General features: G+C 73.5%; 12 protein-coding genes and 1 pseudogene. 2 read left to right on the top strand and 11 right to left on the bottom strand.

Going from position 1 to position 13,831, the window contains the following annotated elements:
• Positions 1-29: 29 nt before the first annotated feature.
• Complete coding sequence (locus ETD96_RS29000) at positions 30-503, bottom strand: CBS domain-containing protein (protein ID WP_138639671.1); 474 nt, start codon at positions 501-503, stop codon at positions 30-32.
• A 129-nt stretch (positions 504-632) separates the two neighbouring features.
• Here ETD96_RS29000 and ETD96_RS28995 point away from each other — a divergent pair, with 129 nt between their 5' ends.
• Together ETD96_RS28995 and ETD96_RS28990 are read left to right on the top strand one after the other, a co-directional pair.
• Entirely contained in the window at positions 633-1,658 is a 1,026-nt protein-coding gene (locus ETD96_RS28995) for an SDR family oxidoreductase (protein WP_138639670.1), read from the top strand.
• A 49-nt stretch (positions 1,659-1,707) separates the two neighbouring features.
• Complete coding sequence (locus tag ETD96_RS28990) at positions 1,708-3,513, top strand: thiamine pyrophosphate-requiring protein (protein WP_138639669.1); 1,806 nt, start codon at positions 1,708-1,710, stop codon at positions 3,511-3,513.
• A 41-nt stretch (positions 3,514-3,554) separates the two neighbouring features.
• Here the strand turns inward: ETD96_RS28990 and ETD96_RS28985 are convergent, their stop codons facing one another.
• The 10 genes and pseudogenes from ETD96_RS28985 to ETD96_RS28945 form a co-directional block, all read right to left on the bottom strand.
• Positions 3,555-4,157, bottom strand: a complete 603-nt coding sequence (locus tag ETD96_RS28985; RefSeq protein ID WP_240808303.1) for an LOG family protein — start codon at positions 4,155-4,157, stop codon at positions 3,555-3,557.
• Positions 4,158-4,201: 44 nt separating this feature from the next.
• The gene (locus ETD96_RS28980; protein WP_138639668.1) at positions 4,202-5,809 is read right to left on the bottom strand and encodes an ABC transporter permease; all 1,608 of its coding nucleotides are present in this window, start codon (positions 5,807-5,809) and stop codon (positions 4,202-4,204) included.
• Positions 5,806-6,255 carry an ATP-binding protein DrrA1-3 family domain-containing protein gene (locus ETD96_RS48410; protein WP_451922312.1) on the bottom strand — a complete coding sequence of 150 codons (450 nt, stop codon included), beginning with the start codon at positions 6,253-6,255 and terminating at the stop codon, positions 5,806-5,808. Before ETD96_RS48410 ends, ETD96_RS28980 begins: the two co-directional genes overlap by 4 nt.
• A 33-nt stretch (positions 6,256-6,288) precedes the next feature.
• Positions 6,289-6,633 (bottom strand): annotated as a pseudogene (locus ETD96_RS48405) (ATP-binding cassette domain-containing protein); the annotation flags it as partial.
• 77 nt (positions 6,634-6,710) lie between these two features.
• A complete protein-coding gene (locus ETD96_RS28970) occupies positions 6,711-7,376 on the bottom strand; it encodes a TetR/AcrR family transcriptional regulator (protein ID WP_138639666.1) in 666 nt (221 codons plus the stop codon).
• A gap of 89 nt (positions 7,377-7,465) precedes the next feature.
• Positions 7,466-8,542 carry a S1C family serine protease gene (locus tag ETD96_RS28965; RefSeq protein ID WP_240808302.1) on the bottom strand — a complete coding sequence of 359 codons (1,077 nt, stop codon included), beginning with the start codon at positions 8,540-8,542 and terminating at the stop codon, positions 7,466-7,468.
• A gap of 56 nt (positions 8,543-8,598) precedes the next feature.
• A complete protein-coding gene (locus ETD96_RS28960) occupies positions 8,599-11,778 on the bottom strand; it encodes an FAD-binding and (Fe-S)-binding domain-containing protein (RefSeq protein ID WP_138639665.1) in 3,180 nt (1,059 codons plus the stop codon).
• Positions 11,779-11,807: 29 nt separating this feature from the next.
• Positions 11,808-12,947, bottom strand: a complete 1,140-nt coding sequence (locus ETD96_RS28955) for an enolase C-terminal domain-like protein (RefSeq protein WP_240808301.1) — start codon at positions 12,945-12,947, stop codon at positions 11,808-11,810.
• 56 nt (positions 12,948-13,003) lie between these two features.
• Positions 13,004-13,375, bottom strand: coding sequence for a peptidoglycan-binding domain-containing protein (locus tag ETD96_RS28950; protein WP_138639664.1), 372 nt, complete (start codon positions 13,373-13,375; stop codon positions 13,004-13,006).
• A 35-nt stretch (positions 13,376-13,410) separates the two neighbouring features.
• On the bottom strand, positions 13,411-13,638 hold the full coding sequence (locus ETD96_RS28945; RefSeq protein ID WP_138639663.1) for a hypothetical protein: 228 nt from the start codon (positions 13,636-13,638) through the stop codon (positions 13,411-13,413).
• Positions 13,639-13,831: the final 193 nt, after the last annotated feature.

The following is a 13,831-nucleotide window of genomic DNA, read 5'->3' as shown; positions in this document are numbered from 1 at the left end:
GGTGCGGGAGGGGCCGGGCGGCGGGCGGGTCAGCCGTCCCCGGCCGCGGGCAGGATGCGTTCCAGCAGGTGGGCGGCGGTGATGACGCCGATCACGGCGCCCCGCTCGGGGTGCCGCTCGTCGTCCGCGACCGCCACCACCGGGCTGCGGGCGTCCGCCATGACGCTCGCGATCTCCATCACGGTGGCGCCGGGATCGACGACGGGCAGCGGCGCCCGGCCGCCCTCCAGGAGGTCGGCGACCGTGCGGCCGGCGAGCCTGGCGCAGAGCCGGTCGGCGTGCGGCTCGTCGTAGACGCGGGCGAGCGCGGGGTCGTCCCGGACGTGCGGCGGGACGATCTGGCGCACCAGCCGGGAACCCGGGAGCACCGCGACCGCGCGGCGCCGCCCGTCCACCACGACCAGGCCCGGCAGCCCCCGGGCCGCCAGGAGCCGGGCGGCGTCCATCGCGGAGTCGTCCGGGGTCACGGTCGGGTAATCGACGGCGAGTTCGCGGGCGCGCACACCTCGACGGTATCCGAGCGCCGCCCGGCCTCCCGCGCCCCGGGTCCGCGCCGCCGGTCCCGCGTTACAGACCCCATGTCACGGGCAGTGGGTCTCTGTGCCCGGACAAAGCGCCCGCATGGGGATGAGATGAAGCAGAAGATCGGCAAGGACAGCGTCGTCGTGCTCACCGGCGCCACCGGCGGGATCGGCCGCGCCACCGCGCGGGAGTTCGCCCGGCGCGGCGCGCGGATCGCCCTGCTGGCGCGCGGCGAGCAGGGGCTGGACGGCGCCGCCGCCGACGTGGCGGCGGCCGGCGGGCACCCGCTCCCGATCGCCGTCGACATGGCCGACCGCGACCGCGTCGCGGAGGCCGCGGCCCGGACCGAGAAGGAGCTCGGCCCGATCGACGTGTGGGTGAACGTCGCGTTCTCCTCGGTGCTCGCGCCGTTCTGGGAGATCGCGCCGGCGGAGTTCGAGCGCACCACCGAGGTCACCTACCTCGGCTACGTCAACGGCACCCGGGCGGCGCTGGAGCGGATGATGCCGCGCGACCGCGGGGTGATCGTCCAGTGCGGGTCGGCGATGGCCTACCGGGGGATCCCGCTGCAGAGCGCCTACTGCGGCGCCAAGCACGCCATCAAGGGGTTCCACGAGTCGCTCCGGACGGAGCTGATGCACGAGGGCAGCGGCGTGAAGGTGACGATGGTGCAGCTGCCGGGGGTGAACACCCCGCAGTTCGACTGGGTGCTGTCGCGGCTGCCGAAGCGCCCGCAGCCGGTCCCGCCGGTCTACCAGCCGGAGATCCCGGCGAAGGCGCTGCTGTACGCCGCCGAGCATCCCGCGCGCCGCGAGTACTGGGTCGGCGCGAGCGCGGTCGCCACGATCCTCGCCAACCGCGTCGCGGCGGGCCTGGTGGACCGCTACCTCGCGCGGACCGGCTTCGCCTCCCAGCAGACGGAGCAGGACGTCCGGCCGGACCGCCCCGCGAACCTGTGGGAGCCCGCCGACGACGCGCCCGGCACGGACCGCGGCGCCCACGGCCGCTTCGACGAGCGGGCGCACGGGACCAGCCCGCAGCTGTGGGCGGGGCAGCACAAGTACCTGGTGGGGGCCGCGACGGCGGGAGCCGCCGCGGGCGCGGCCGTCGGCGCGGCGCGGCTGCTGCGGCGCTGACCGGCGCGCGGCGGCGCCGACGGGGCACGACGAGCGAGAGGAGACAGGCATGGCGGAGCAAGTGGCCGACTACGTCCTCCACCGGCTGACCGAGTGGGGCGTGGAGCGGGTCTACGGGTACCCGGGCGACGGCATCAACGGGCTGCTCGGCGCGTTCGACCGCGCCGAGGGGCATCCCGAGTTCATCCAGACGCGGCACGAGGAGATGGCCGCGTTCATGGCGTGCGCGCACGCCAAGTTCACCGGCGAGGTCGGCGTCTGCGCGGCGACGTCCGGTCCGGGCGCGATCCACCTGCTGAACGGGCTGTACGACGCCAAGCTGGACCACCAGCCGGTCGTCGCGATCGTCGGGCAGCAGAAGCGGCTCTCCCAGGGCACCCACTACCAGCAGGAGGTGAACCTGGAGAACCTGTTCTCCGACGTGTCGGAGTTCTGCCAGATCGTCATGGCGCCGGGCCAGATGCGGCACGTCATCGACCGCGCGTTCAAGACGGCGCTGACGACGCGGGGCGTCGCCACGATCATCATCCCGGAGGACGTCCAGGAGTCGGAGGCGGTGCCGTCGCCGCCGAAGGAGCACGGCTCGGTGTACTCCAGCGTGGGGTGGAGCAAGCCGCGGATCCTGCCGAACAAGGAGGAGCTGCACAAGGCGGCGCAGATCCTCAACGAGGGCGAGAAGGTCGCGATGCTCGTCGGGCAGGGCGCGGCGGGCGCGCGGGCGGAGCTGGTCGAGACGGCCGAACTGCTCGGCGCCGGCATCGCCAAGGCGCTGCTCGGCCGCGAGGTGGTGCCGGACGACCTGCCGTTCGTCACCGGGCCGATCGGCCTGCTCGGCTCCAAGGCCAGCGATGAGATGATCATGAACTGCGACACCCTGTTCATGATCGGCACGAGCTTCCCGTACGCGGAGTGGCTGCCGGACGAGGGCAGCTGCAAGGGCGTCGAGATCGACATCGACGGCCGCATGATCGGCATCCGCTACCCGATGGACGCGCACGTCGTCGGGGACGCCAAGGAGACCCTGCGCGAGCTGATCCCGCTGCTGGAGCGCAAGAAGGACCGCTCCTGGCGCGACCAGATCGAGGAGAACGTCCGCGCCTGGGACAAGGTGATGGCCAAGCGCGCCGGGCAGAGCTTCGAGGGCAAGGTCAACCCGCAGGCGGTGGCGCACGAGGTGTCGCCGCTGCTGCCGGACGGCGCGATCCTCACCGCCGACTCGGGGTCGGCGACCAACTGGTGGGCGCGGCACATCAAGCTCCGCGACGGGATGCAGGCGTCGCTGTCGGGCACGCTCGCCACGATGGGGCCCGGCGTCCCGTACGCGATCGCGGCCAAGTTCGCCTACCCGGACCGCCCGGTGATCTGCTTCGTCGGGGACGGCGCGTTCCAGATGAACGGCATGAACGAGATGCTCACCGTCAAGCGGTACGCCGAACGCCTCGGCGGCTCCCCGCCGCTCGTCTTCGCCGTGTTCAACAACCAGGACCTCAACCAGGTCACCTGGGAGCAGCGCGCGATGGGCGGCGACCCCAAGTACGAGGGCTCGCAGAGCATCCCGGACTTCCCGTACGCCAAGTACGCCGAGCTGTGCGGGCTCAAGGGCGTCTACTGCGACAAGCCCAAGAAGGTCACCGACGCCTGGAAGGAGGCGCTCGCCAGCGACCGGCCCGTGGTGCTGGAGTTCGTGGTGGACGACGAGATCGCCCCGATCCCGCCGCACATCATGAAGGACCAGGCGAAGAAGACCTTCAAGGCCGGCCTCAAGGACCCGCAGAAGATCGGGATGGCCGCCCGCGGCTTCCGGCAGAAGCTCACCGAGATGTACGAGAACATGCCGGGCCGCAAGCACGACTGAGAGCCCTGCGGGGGTGTGGGGGGCCGTCCCCCCCGCAGCGACTAGAGCTGGGTCTCGGCGTAGTCCTCCGGTGAGAAGTCGATGCGGGGCTGCGTCCGCTCCAGGAGGTCGAACGCCTCGGGGACGGTGGCCGTCCAGCCGATGGCGTCCCAGATCTTGGGGCGGGCGAAGCCCTGCTCGGTGAGGCCCTTCATCAGCTCGCGCAGCGGCTCGTACACGCCGGTCGGGTCGAGGATGACGACGGGCTTCTCGTGCATCGCGAGGACCCGGGCCGTCCACACCTCGAACAGCTCCTCCAGCGTGCCGATGCCGCCGGGCAGGATGAGGAACGCGTCGCTGCGCCGGTCCATCTCGCCCTTGCGGGTGCGCATGTCCGGCGTGACGATCAGCTCGTCGTTGTCCTCGTCGGAGATCTCGACGCTGACCAGGCCCTCGGGGATCACCCCGACGGTCCGGGCGCCGCCGGCCCGCGCGGCGCGGGCGACGGCGCCCATGCACGACACCTGGGCGCCGCCGCTGACCAGGCTGTGGCCGCGCCGGGCCAGCTCGGCGCCGGCCTCGGCGGCGAGGTCGGTGTAGCGGCGGTCGATCTTCCCGCTGGACGAGCAGAACACGCAGACGGCGAGGGGTTTCGGCGTAGTCACCGGGCCATGGTAAGGCCCGGCGACCACGCCGGCGCGGTGACGGCTCAGCGCGTGGCGAGGTCCCGGCGGCGGAACCCGGCCAGGCCCGCCGCCGCCAGTACGGCGGTGAGCGCGAGGAGCCAGAGCATGGGCGCGGCCTCGAACGAGGCTCCGGGGAGCTTCGGGATGTGGGTGAACGGCGAGACGTCCAGGGCCCACTGGTCGAGGTCGAGCGCGGCGCCGAAGAGCGTCACCATCGCGCACACGGCGACGGCGGTCCAGGCGCCGCCCGCCGTCAGGCCGGGGACCAGCCCGAACAGCGCGAGCGCGATCGCGGCGATCAGCCAGACGGCGGGCAGCTGCGCCAGCGCGGCGCCGAGCACCCGCGGCACCTCCCGGCCCGGGTCGCCGCTGTCCAGGCCGTGCGCCACCCCGGCGGCCAGCCCGGCGACGATCATCGCGGCGACCGGGCCGAGCAGCGTGAACAGCAGGTGGCTCGCCGCCCAGCGCAGCCGTCCCGTCCCGGTGGCGAGCAGCGGTTCGGCGCGCTGCCCGCTCTCCTCGGTGCGCAGCCGCAGCGTGGCCGACACCGCGTAGGCGGCGGCAAACAGGCCGAGCATGCCCATGACGGACGCGAAGTAGGCGTCGGTGATCCCGCTCTTGCCGCCGAGCCGGGTGAAGATCTCCGCGAGGTCGGGGTTGTCGTCCACCATCTCCCGCACCCCGCCCGCGACGGCGCCGTAGACGATGCCGAGCGCGAGGAAGCCGGCGAGCCAGCCGTACAGGGCGCGGCTCTGCAGCCGCCAGGCGAGGCCGACCGGCCCCGACAGCCGCGCCGTGGCGCCGGGCCTGCCGAGCCGCGGCGGCAGCACGCCCGCGCCGACGTCCCGGCGCGCCGACAGCGCCCCGGCGGCGGCGACCAGCAGCGCGGCGAGCACGACGGCGAGCGCGAGCGTCCACCAGCGCTCCTCGCCGTAGGCGCGGACGCGGTTGATCCAGCCGAGCGGGGACAGCCAGCCGAGCCAGCTCAGCGAGTTGCCCGCGCCGCCGACGTCGGCGGCCATCCGGACCGCGAACGCGCCGCCGAGCGCGGCGAGCGCCGTCCCGCGGGCGGCGCCCGCGCTCTCGCTGAGCTGCGCGGTGACGCCCGCGACGGCCGCGAAGACGCAGCCGGCGGCGGCCATCTGCAGGCCGAAGGCCAGCGACCCGGCGGCGGGCAGGCCCTGCGCGGTGAGCCCGGCGGCGAGCAGGGCGCCGAGGACGAGGTTCGCCGCCATCGTCACCAGCAGCGCGGCGGCCAGCCCGGCGCCGCGCCCGGTGACGGTGGCGCCGAGCAGCTCGCGGCGGCCCGCCTCCTCCTCGGTGCGGGTGTGCCGGACGACGGTGAGCGCGCTGATCAGCCCGATCACCACCGGGATGAACCCGGACCGCTGCGCGATGATGCTGCCGAGGTCGGTGCCGTACATCGGCCCGTACAGGGCGAGGAACGTCGGGTTGGTCCCGGTGGTGTGCGCGTACTGGAGCCGGTCGGCGGCCTCCGGGTAGAGGGCGTCGGTGGCCCCGACGAAGCCGAGCGGGATGACGGCGATCCAGAGCACCCAGGCGGGCAGCAGGAACCGGTCGCGGCGCAGGATGAGCCGCATCAGCCCCCAGGTCCCGGTCAGCGCGGTCACAGTCCCGCCTCCTGCAACTCGTCCTTGTAGTGCCGCAGGAACAGCTCCTCCAGCGTCGGCGGGCGGCTGACCAGGCTGCGGACGCCGATCTCGGTGAGCGCGCGGAGCGCGGCGTCGAGCTGCGGGGTGTCCACCTCGAACTTGATCATGTTGCCGTCGGCCTGGAGGTCGTGGGCGCCGGGCAGCGGCTGGCCGTCCAGCGGCGCGGCCAGCTCCGCGTGGATCGAGGTGCGGGTCAGGTGCCGCAGCTCGTCCAGGGTGCCGGTCTCCACCGCGGTGCCGTTCCGGATGATCGTCACGCGGTCGCAGAGCGCCTCGACCTCGGACAGGATGTGGCTGGACAGCAGGACGGTCCGCCCGGCGCGCCGCTCCTCGCGGACGCACTCCTGGAAGACCTCCTCCATGAGGGGGTCGAGGCCGGAGGTCGGCTCGTCCAGCAGCAGCAGCTCGGCGTCGGACGCGAGCGCCGCGACCAGGCCGACCTTCTGCCGGTTGCCCTTGGAGTAGGCGCGGCCCTTCTTGCGCGGGTCCAGCTCGAACCGGTCGAGCAGTTCGGCCTTGCGGCGCGGGTCGGTGCCGCCGCGCATCCGGCTGAGCAGGTCGATGACCTCGCCGCCGGACAGGTTCGGCCACAGCGTCACGTCGCCGGGCACGTAGGCGAGACGTCGGTGCAGCTGCGTCGCGTCCCGCCACGGGTCGCCGCCGAGCAGCCGGACGGTGCCGGCGTCGGCGCGCAGCAGGCCGAGCAGGACCCTGATCGTGGTCGACTTCCCCGCGCCGTTCGGACCGAGGAAGCCGTGCACCTCGCCGGGCCGGACGGTCAGGTCGAGACCGTCCAGCGCGCGCGTCCGGCCGAAGCTCTTGACCAGGCCGGATACGGCAATCGGGGGCGTGTTCGCGGTCACCGGTTCTCCTTGTCGGGAGGCTGCCCGCCGGCGGCGAGCATGGATTTCAGGGAGACGCGCGCCTGCTCGACCAGCTCCGGCTCCAGGAGCCGGTCGTCGAAGAGGTCCATCATGGCGAGCGCCATCCGGGGGTAGCCCTCGGCCGTGAGCGTGTTGCCGCCGAGGCTCCGGGAGATGTGTTCGTGCAGGACCATCAGGCCGAACGTCATCGTCGTCATGACGGCGGCGTAGGCGTGCAGGTCGTCGGTCTTGGGCACGGCCAGCCCCGGCCTGCCCTGCGCGAGGACCTCCTCGGTGTAGGCGACGGTGTCGTCGTACAGCGCGACCGCGGCCGGCGATCCGTCGGTGAGGGCCCGGGCGAAGTAGCGCTGGATGGGCAGGGCCGTGCGCATGGCGAGCATCAGGAAGCCGGGGTCGCCGATCCCCCCGCGCAGCGCCTCCTCCTTGATCTCGCGGACGGCCGCGAGCGCGTACTCGTCGCACTCCCGGCGCAGCGCCTCCTTCGTCCCGAAGTGGTGCTGCACCAGGGCCGGCGAGACGCCGGCGGCCTTGGCGATGCCGCGGATCGTCGCGCCCTTCGTGCCGTGCTCGGCGAACTCCAGCAGCGCGGCGTCCCGGATGCGGGCGCGTCCGGTCAGGTCGTCGGCTCGCTCGGCCGTCATCCCCACCCCCTGTACAAATGTTCAGTGGCCTGTACGGATGTACACTGTACTCCCGTACAGGCCACCGTCAAGGGGGCGCCGCCGGGGGATCACCCGCCCCCGGGCAGCTCTCCGAGCGTCACCTGGACGGTCCTCTTCGACCCGTCCGCCTGCTGGATCTCGACCTTGGCCGCGTCGCCCGGCTTGAGGTTCGCGAGCACCGACGACAGCGCCGTCTGGTCGGGCGTCGCGGTGCCGTTCACCGACAGGATCAGATCGCCGGGCTTGATGCCCGCCTTCGCCGCGCCGCCGCCGCGCTGGACGTCCACCACGGCGACCGCCGTCCGCTCGCCGCTCTGCGGGTCGACGATCGTGCGGACGGTCACGCCGAGCGCGGCCCGCCCCGAGTTCGACACCTTCCCGCTCTGGATCAGCTGCGGGACGATCCGCTTCACCGTGTCGCTCGGCGTCGCGAAGCCGATCCCGGCCGCCGCCGCGCCCACCGACGGGTCCGTCGCGGCCGCCGTGGGCACGCCGATGACCTGCCCGCTCAGCGTGACCAGCGCGCCGCCGCTGTTGCCCGGGTTGATCGCCGCACTGGTCTGGATCGCGTCGGCGATCGTCGAGCCCTGGAAGGCGCCCTCCCCCTTGGTGGACACCGTCCGGTGCAGCGCGGACACGATCCCGTTCGTCACGCTCCCGGCGAGGCCCAGCGGGTTCCCCATGGCGAGGACGATCTGCCCGACCCGCGCCTTGCCCGACTCGCCCCACGACGCCGGCTTGAGGCTCCCGCCCTTGGCCCTGACGACGGCCAGGTCGTCCGCCGCGAACGCGCCGACGAGGTCGGCGTCCAGCGTCGCGCCGCCGCTGGCGGCCGTCACCTGGATCTTCTTCGCCCCGGCGACCACGTGCGCGTTCGTGACGATGTGGCCCTGCCCGTCGTAGACGACGCCGGAGCCCTCCCCCTGATCGGTCTGGATCTTCACCAGGGACGGCAGCACCGCGTCCACGACCCGCTCGTACTGCTGCTCCAGCCCCGTCGCCGAATCGGCGACCGGCGCCGACGTCTGCGCCGCCGGCGTGGCGGCGTTGCCGTCGCCGCCGCCGTCCCCTCCGCTGCAGCCGCCGAGCGCCAGCGTCCCCGCCATGGCCAGCGCGCAGGCCCCGGCCTTCACGTTCCTGTCCACGCTCCACCTCCAGAGGGGACACTTCCCGCGCTCCGGAAATCAGCCGCCGGGCAAGGTCACGTTTTCGCCGGGCGTTCGCATCCCGTCCGCAGTGCCAGACCGATCCCGGCGGCCGTCACCGCTCCCGCCGCGACGACGGCAGCGGTGCGGGCGAGGCGGTGGGACGCGGGCGGGGCCGGTCTGCGCGCGCGCCGCGCCTTCTCCGGCTTGCCGCTGATCGGGGCGTCGCTCTCCCTGGCGAGCTGCATGAGCTGCGCGACGTGCAGCGCACGCCGTCCGGTCTTGGCGTGCTCGATCTGGGTCTTGCAGGAGAAGCCGTCGGCGACGATGCAGGTGGTGTCGTCGGCGTCGCGGACGGCGGGCAGGAGCGCCTGTTCTCCGCAGTCCATCGAGATGTCGTACTTGCCCTTCTCGAACCCCCACGAGCCGGCGAGGCCGCAGCAGCCGCCCTTGAGGCTCTCGGTCTCCAGCCCCATCTGTTCGAGCAGCGCCTTCTCCGGCTCCACGCCGCCGGTGGCGCGGTGGTGGCAGTGCCCCCACAGCAGCGCCTTGCCGCCGCCGCGCAGCCGCGGCGGGCGGATGTCGTACGCCTGGAAGAACTCCGCGAAGTGGTGGGCGTTCGCCGCCAGCCGCGCCGCGTCGTCGTCGTGCGGGAGGAGCTTGGTCAGCTCGTCCTTGAAGACGGCGAGGCAGCTCGGCTCCATGCCGACGACGGGCGTCCCCGCCCGGACGTACGGGCGCAGGACGTCCAGCACGTTGTGCAGGTAGCGCTCGGCCATGTCGAGGAAGCCGTAGTCGTAGAGCGGCCGGCCGCAGCACACGTGCGTCTCCGGCATGACGACCTTCCAGCCCGCGGCCTCGATCGCCTCGACGCAGGCGACGCCGACGTCGGTGTGGAAGTGGTTGGTGAACGTGTCGGGGAACAGCACGACCGGGCGCCCGTGCGGGTTGGCCGTGCCGCCGCGCTCGCGGAACCACCGCTGGAGCGTCATCGGCGCGAACGTCGGCAGCGGCCTCCTGCGGTCGATGCCCGCGGCGAGCTTCGCGAGCCGGGCCAGGCCGGGGGTGTGCGTGACGGCGTTCACGGCCTCCGGCATCCGGGACGCGAGCCGCGCCGCCTGGTCGATGAACCCGAACGCGTACGCGTACCGCGGGCGCCACCGCCGCGCCGACTTGTAGTGGTGGTACAGGAACTCGGACTTGTAGGTCGGGATGTCGACGTTGACCGGGCAGTCGTTGGTGCAGCCCTTGCAGGCCAGGCACAGGTCGAGCGACTCGGCGACCTCCTTGGACTGCCAGCCGTCCGTGATGACCTCGCCCTGCAGCATCTCGAACAGCAGCCGGGCCCGGCCGCGCGTGGTGTGCTTCTCCTCGCGGGTCACCTGGTAGCTCGGGCACATGGTGTTCTCGGCGCGCGGGACGCGGCACTCGCCGACCCCGATGCAGCGCAGCGCGGCGTGCGCGAAGTCGCCGCCGTCCTGCTCGTAGGCGAACCTCACCTCGGGGCGCGGCGGGTTGTAGCCGGTGCCGAGCCGCAGGTCCTCGTCGAGCCGGTAGGCGTCGACGACCTTGCCGGGGTTCATCTTGCCGTCCGGGTCCCAGATGCGCTTGAACTCCCGCATCGCGCGCATCAGCTCCGGGCCGTACTGGCGTTCGAGCAGTTCGCCGCGCTGCTGGCCGTCCCCGTGCTCGCCGGACAGCGACCCGCCGAACGACACGACGAGGTCGGCGGCGTCCTCCATGAACCGGCGGTAGCGGGCGATGCCCTCGGCACTGCGCAGGTCGAAGCTCATCCGGGAGTGGATGCAGCCCTGCGCGAAGTGCCCGTACATCGCGCCGTCGATGCCGTGCCTGGCCATCACCCGGCGCAGCGCGCGCACGTACTCCCCCGTCCGGGGCGGCGGGACGGCCGAGTCCTCCCAGCCGGGCCAGTGGTCCTTGCCCGGCGGGAACGCGGTCGAGCCGAGCCCGGCCTCGCGGATCGCCCACAGCTTCCCGCTCGTCCCGCCCTCCTGCCTGCTCCTGGACGTGACGATCCGCCGCGGGTCGCAGCCCTTCTCCCCGGTCAGCCAGTCGGTGAGCCGCCGTGCCTGCGCGACCGACTCCTCCTCGGTGTCGGCGCCGAGCTGGACCAGCAGCCACGCGCCGCCGTCCTTGAGGGGCAGCTCGTCGATGTCGGCGAGGTTCTTGCCCTGGAGCCGCTGGTCCTCGATGAGCTGGTCGTCGAGCGCCTCCAGCCCGATCGGCCGGAATTTCTCGACGATCTCCTGGGTGTGCTCGGCGGCGTCGGCGATGTCGCCGTACTCGACCACGACGAGCGTCCGCTTGCGCAAGGCCGGCGTGAGCAGCAGCACCGCCTGGAGCGCGGTCGCGCAGGTGCCCTCGGTGCCGCACAGGGCGCGGGCGACGTTGAACCCCTTCTCCGGCAGCAGCTCGTCCAGGTTGAACCCCGACACGCGGCGCGGCATCTCCGCCACGGACGGGAACCCCGCGCGGATCGCGTCGGCGTACCGGTCCCGCAGGTCGCGCAGCGCCGCGTAGATCTCGCCCTTGCGGCCGCCCGCCGCGATGATGCGGTCGAGGTCCTTCTCCTCGTCCACGCCGACCCAGAACCGGTCCCCGCCGTAGGTGACGACCTCCAGGGCGTGGACGTTGTCGGACGTGCGCGGCCCCGGCCCGTACAGCTGCGACTGGACGGAGTGGATCCCGCACGAGTTGTTGCCGATGTTGCCGCCGATCACGCACCGCGAGTGCGACGACGGGTCCGGCCCGAACACCAGGTTCTCCTTGCCGGTGTGCCGGTTCAGCTCCTCGTTGATGACTCCGGGCTCGCAGGTGACCCGCCGGTTCTCCACATCGAGCTCGCCGATGCGCGTCAGGTACTTGGAATGGTCGATGACGACCGCGTAGTTGACGGTCTCGCCGGACAGGCTCGTCCCGCCGCCCCGGTTCAGCACCGGCGCGCCGTACTCCTTGCAGACGCGGTGCACGGCGACCACGTCCGCCGCCGTCCGCGGGACGACCACGCCGATCGGCACCTGCCGGAAGTTCGACGCGTCGTTGGCGTACATGGCCCGCGACCCGGCGTCGAAGCGGACCTCCCCCTCGACCGCCTTCCGCAGCGCGCGGGCCAGCCGCCCGACCTCGACCACCTGCCGCCCGCGCGGCGGACCGGGCACCGTCGGGGCCGTCCTCGTCGGCACCTCGCGCGTCTCGGCCACGTGCGTCCTCGCCATGTCCCTCGTCCCCCAATCGTCGGTTGCCGTCAGGCCGGGCGGGAGCCGTACACGCGGTACGGCTCCGCGTCGTCCCACCTGACCTCCAGGCCCAGTCCGGGACGGCCGGTGTCCGGGCGGAGCGCGCCGTCCACCGGGCCGAGGTTCCCGTCGAAGAGCAGGTGCTCCACCCGGACGTGGTCGTGGAAGTACTCCAGGTGGCGGAGCCGCCGCACCGCGCAGAACGCGTGCGCGGACACCGCGGGCGCGCAGTGCGCGGACAGGTCGATCTGGTGCGCCGCCGCGAGCCCGGCGACCTGGAGGACGCCGGTGACGCCGCCGCAGCGGGTGACGTCGGCCTGCAGGCAGTCCACCGCCGGCCCCGCGAGCAGGTCGGCGAAGTCCTTCAGCACGAACCCGTACTCGCCGGCGGCGATCTCGGTCCGGCCCGGGCCCCGCTCGCGCACCAGCCGCAGCCCGGCGGTGTCGTCGGACGGCACCGGCTCCTCGAACCAGCGGACGTCCCACTCCGCGGCGAGCCGGTGCGCCCAGTACAGCGCCTCCTTGCGGGTCAGCGCGCCGTTGGCGTCGGCGAACAGCTCCGCGCCGGAGCCGATCGCCTCGCGGACGGCGGTGAGCCGGCGCGGGTCGTCCGCCGGGCGCCGGGAGGTCTTCAGCTTCACCCTGGGGATGCCCTGCTCCACCCAGCCCCCGAGCTGGGTGGTGAGGCGGTCCAGGGAGTAGTTCGTGAATCCCCCGCTGCCGTAGACGGGCACCCGGTCATGGAACGCGGGCAGCGCCGTGACCAGCGGGACGCCGAGCAGCCGCGCCTTCAGGTCCCACAGCGCGATGTCGACGGCGGACACCGCCATGGCGCCCACGCCGGGGCGTCCGGCGTTGCGGATCCCGGCGAACATCCGCTCCCAGGCGGCGGGCGGGTCGAGCGCGCTCGCGTCCCGCACGGCGGGCGCCAGCTTCGACCGGACGAACGCGGCGACCGAGACGTCCCCGTAGGTGTAGCCGATCCCGGTGCGTCCGCCGGACCGCGCCTCGACCAGGACGAGGGTCGTCGAGTCCCAGCGGAGGGTGCCGTCCTCCTCCAGCCCGTCCGGGCCGTCCACCGGCACCTCGAACGCGTGGACGGCGACGTCCTCCACCACCGCGCCGGCCGCGCGCCCCTCTGTGTCCACGTGCGTCTACTACCGCGGAAGGGAGGGCCAAAACGGCCGGGGGCGTCAGCCCCGGGTCAGTCCCAGGTCGCCGCCCACGTCCAGGCGTCGACCTCCCCGTCGCCGGCCAGCCCGGCGCGGCGCTGCAGGGACTTGGCGACCTTGCTCGACCGCGGCCCGTACCAGCCGTCGACGCGCAGCGTGTACCCCCTCTTGCACGCCTGCCGCTGCCACTGCTCGACGTCCATGCCGTGCATGATCGGCGTCCCCGGGCCGGCGTACTTCAGCGTCCGGCGCGGGAACGGCGGCATGCCCTTGACCAGCTGGACGATGGTGCGCCGCGGCCGGCGGTGCCTGCCGCCGAACCCCCGCTGCAGCCACGGCGCCCCCTGGGCCGGCGCGGCGTACTCCGACGCCGCCGCGGTCGTCCCCATCACGTCCTGATTCATCGGAAACCCACCGTTCGTCTTTCTCACTGCGAAGGTCAGCGCGGCGCGAGGCAGGGCGCCGGCGCCGCGGCCAGCCGGGACATCTCGACGCCGATCACGATCGCGCCGAGCAGCGCCAGCGCGATGACGCACACGATCAGCGCCAGGTCCGTCCACACCCGCGGGCGGCCCGGGAACGGCGGCGGCGCGGCGTCCGCCCCACGGGACGCGTCGGGCGCCTCCAGCCGGAGCAGGGAGGCGATCTCGGGCTCGTGCAGGGTCATGGCTCACTCCATGGAGGTCGGATCGACCGTGCCGAGAGGAGGGCACGGTCAGAGGGTTGCGCCCGGTTCTGCCGGCTCGCCGGAGGGCGGCCTCGAGAGGGTCAGGGCCCCGCCCCCGCGACGGGCCCTGGAAAGGCCGGCGGCCACGCCTGGGCGATGGGCGCGGCCGCCGGCGGCGGCGGATCTCCTCCCC

The sequence above is a fragment of the Actinomadura geliboluensis genome, assembly GCF_005889745.1.
In the GTDB taxonomy this organism is placed as follows: domain Bacteria; phylum Actinomycetota; class Actinomycetes; order Streptosporangiales; family Streptosporangiaceae; genus Spirillospora; species Spirillospora geliboluensis.
The sequence above is the reverse complement of the archived record's forward strand: the minus strand, read 5'-3'. Positions and strand labels throughout refer to the sequence as shown.